Source organism: Microcystis sp. M49636_WE2, assembly GCF_030065375.1.
GTDB lineage: Bacteria > Cyanobacteriota > Cyanobacteriia > Cyanobacteriales > Microcystaceae > Microcystis > Microcystis aeruginosa_C.
The window spans coordinates 1-3,643 of record NZ_JASJFG010000828.1; the positions used below are offsets into that span (position 1 = coordinate 1).

Below are 3,643 nucleotides of genomic sequence, written 5' to 3' on the forward strand. Positions count from 1 at the left end.
CAAACATCCGCCCCAAAACCATATCCTCGTATAGGCGAAGACCTTCAGCTTTGGTAATAATGATGGAAGCAGGATTAAAGGTTGGTAAAGTACGTTCGGAAATCATAGGGTCTGTAGTATCATTTAGACAACAAAAAGGCAAGGGGAGAGGAAGCGGTAGATTTTTCGAGAATTCTGGCAGTGAATTTTTTGGTCTTAAACCAAGGGGTTCTTGGTATTTTCTCTCTCAAATCTAATCTTAGTCAGTCAGAGATTGGCTAGGATAAGATGGTATCTTGTTATTTTACTCGCTCCGCTCTCACTTACATCACTTAATTCACTAAGGACTCTCCAGAGTTGAGGTACAGCTAACCGTGCGCATTCCTCTCGACTACTACAGGATATTGGGAATCCCCTTTCAGGTGAGTGCCGAGCAAATTGATTTGGCCCACGCCGACCGGGGACGGCAATTGCCACGTCAAGAATACAGTCAAACAGCGATCATCGCCCGTCAGCACTTGTTAGATGAAGCTTACCAAGTGTTAAGTGAGCCAGATCGCCGTCGTGATTACGATGCCCAATTTTTCGACCCCAATCCCTTGCTTCTCAACCCAGAAAGCACCGCCGAAAACCTAGATTCTCAGGGTGGCGAGGCGGCCGCGGCTTCGCCGGAATATCCCACTCCCCAGATTACCATTGCCCCCGCCGATCTGGTGGGAGCTTTGCTCATCCTGCAAGAGTTGGGAGAATACGAGTTAGTGATTCGTTTGGCCGAAACTTATCTGGATTTGGAGCCAACTACTCGCCCAGACATGATCTTAACCTTGGCTTTGGCCTACGGGGAATTAAGTCGGGAATATTGGCAGGATAAAAATTATGAACAAGCCGCCAGCACCGCGGCCAAAGCCCTGACCTGCTTGGAACAAGAACAAATGTTCCCGCAAGTGGCCAGCGAGATTCGCCATGATTGTGATCGCCTGCGTCCCTACCGCATTCTGGAATTGTTATCCCAAGAAAAAAAACCCGGTCTTGCCCGTCAGCGCGGCTTAAATCTCTTGGAGGAGATGTTGTCCGCTCGCGGCGGCATCGATGGCCCCGGCGATGACCGCTCTGGGTTGGGGGTAGATAATTTTTTACGCTTTATTCAACAGTTACGGGTTTATTTGACTCAGGCCGAACAGGAGAAAATCTGGGCGAAAGAGGCACAACGCCCCTCGGCAGTGGGTAATTATCTGCTGGTCTATGCCTTGATTGCCCGCGGTTTCGCCCAAAAACAACCCGCCGCTATTGTCGCAGCCAGCGATCGCCTGCAGCAATTACAAAAACATCAGGATGTCTCCATCGAGCGATCGATCTGCGCCCTGCTGCTCGGTCAAACCGAACAAGCAAGCACAATTTTAGAAACAAGTCAAGAGCAAGAAATATTAAATTATATTAGGGAACAATCCGGGCAATCTCCCGATCTTCTACCCGGGTTATGTCGTTACGGTGAGCGTTGGTTACAAACAGAAGTTTTCTGCCATTTTAGTGATTTAGTCGAGCGGAAAGCCTCACTCAAAGAGTATTTTGCCGAGGAAGACGTACAAAATTATTTGGAAGAATTGTCAGGGTTTCCTGATGAAAAAGTTGCCTGGTCGGTTCGAGAAAAGACTGGCGAACCCTTAGAATCGGAAGTAAATGTTCTCAAAACCCACACCCCCCCCACCCATTTAAACCCAGTGCCAGGAGCGACACCGATGAGGGAATCTGCTTATTCTTCTTCCCACTCTCGTCCCCAAAAACCTTCTTTAGCTAGAGTTAACGGTGAGCGGACAGGTACTACTGTACCTGCCCTGAGAGCCACCGCTCAGGAGGAAACCTTCACCCCCTATACTCAGGGCAGTGTGGTGGTGACGGCAGCCGATCCTCAACCGGCACTTAATCCCCCCCGTCGTCGTCCTAGTCGCCCGCGCCCCCCAGCAGCCGGCAACTCCCGGCCGGCTGCCCTAGAAACGGTAAAAACCGACCTAGTCGCACCGAAACGGAGACGACCAGCCCGCAGAAAACTGCGACTTGATCGAGTGGCGATATTGGGAGTAGGATTAGTGGGAACGATCGCGGTTTTGGCCTTGGGGGTGAAGGCAATTGTCGATAGTCAATCTCCTTTGGCAGTCCTACAAGGGGAACAGTTACCGATTTCTTTAAATACTCCCATCCTAGAAATTCCCTCGGCTAATGCGGAAGCGATGGACGGGACTTCCTTGGGCAAGGAAACAGCTAAGGAGACAATTCAAGCTTGGTTAGCGGCAAAATCGGCGGCTTTTGGCAGTGAACACCAAAAAGAGCAATTGAAAGAGGTTTTAACAGGTTCGGCCCTAGAAATTTGGCAAAAACGAGCGGCGGCTTTACAAGGAAATAATTATTGGCGCTACGATCATCAAGTGGACGTGCGATCGGTTACTAATAATGCGAAAAATCCTAATTTAGCGACGGTGGAAGCGATAGTAAACGAAAAGGCCATGTATTTCCATAATGGCAAGGAAATTGTCAATCGTTCCTATAATGAGTCCTTGAACCTGCGCTATGATTTGGTACGGCAAGGAGATAAATGGTTGATCGAAAAAACCCAAGTCTTACCCTAATTTTTTCCGATTAAATCCCCAAAAACCACGCTTTAGGCTGCCCGCACACCCAATTAAGGCTGCATGGCAGCCTTTTCAGTGGGAAGTGGGGAAGTGGGGAGAAGGGAGCAGGGAGAAAAAAGCTGATAACTGATAACTGATAACTGATAACTGACTCATCCAAAGGCAACCTTTGTACCTCACCATTAAGATAACTTCTATATCTTTAGACTGATAAATGCTCGATTTGCTTAATATTTTTTAACATAAAATATGCCCTTTGATTGCTGTAATTAGTTCCCTAGAAGTCAAGCTAATGAGTTATGATCCTAGATGGGAATCCATAGTTCTTAGAGGAAAAAAGCGGGGCAATCTCAATGTTTTGCCCCGCGACAGGATCATGATTTTGATGTTTTAAAAATCTCGCATAAGTCTTTAAGAACTTTTAAAATCAGCATTCACAAGGAGAGATATTATGACAGGTAAGAGTAAACGCGGTTTTGCCTCTATGGATCAAGCTAAACAAAAGGAAATCGCTAGTAAAGGTGGTAAAGCTGCTCATCAAAAAGGTACAGCCCACGAATTTACCTCCGAAGAAGCTCGCGAAGCGGGACGAAAGGGCGGTGAAGCAGTTAGCCGGGATCGCGCCCACATGGCAGCTATCGGACGGGAAGGGGGTAAAAATTCCCACAAAGGCAGTCGCAAAAACTTAAACTCCGAGGAAAATTACCCAACCAACGAGTCTATAGGCGAAAATTTCTCGGATTTTAGCAACTCGGAAGCAAATAGTTGACTTTGGTTGACCTTTTCTCGGACTAAGAGGGTGTTGGGTGTTGGGGTTTTAGGGTGTTTGGGTTTTAGGATTTTAGTTGAATTCCCCCATTTCCCCATCTCCCCATTCCCCCATTTTCCCAATAAATACTTAGGGTTTGCGGCAAAAAGTTTTTCGTGGGGGCAGGGTGTGGGGTGTGGGGTGTAGGGTGTAGGGTTTTACCGATTTTGAGGTGGTCAGTTACCTAATTTTCAGGGAAAAAGTCCAGGAATTTTACCCCCGATCCCTCCAA

General features: G+C 47.6%; 2 protein-coding genes and 1 pseudogene. 2 read left to right on the forward strand and 1 reads right to left on the reverse strand.

Features of this window, described 5'->3' with window-relative positions; all coding sequences use genetic code 11:
- Positions 1-106 (reverse strand): annotated as a pseudogene (locus tag PX484_RS18925) (pyruvate dehydrogenase (acetyl-transferring) E1 component subunit alpha); the annotation flags it as partial.
- Between the two features lie 247 nt (positions 107-353).
- On the opposite strand from PX484_RS18925, the gene PX484_RS18930 reads away from it, so the two are divergent.
- The gene (locus PX484_RS18930; RefSeq protein WP_287765652.1) at positions 354-2,600 is read left to right on the forward strand and encodes an IMS domain-containing protein; all 2,247 of its coding nucleotides are present in this window, start codon (positions 354-356) and stop codon (positions 2,598-2,600) included.
- Positions 2,601-3,054: 454 nt separating this feature from the next.
- Positions 3,055-3,372, forward strand: a complete 318-nt coding sequence (locus tag PX484_RS18935) for a KGG domain-containing protein (RefSeq protein ID WP_004163912.1) — start codon at positions 3,055-3,057, stop codon at positions 3,370-3,372.
- Positions 3,373-3,643: the final 271 nt, after the last annotated feature.

Coding starts and splice junctions, on each gene's coding strand:
- PX484_RS18935 (WP_004163912.1), top strand. CDS start 3,055: ATGACAGGTAAGAGTAAACGCGGTTTTGCCTCTATGGATCAAGCTAAA.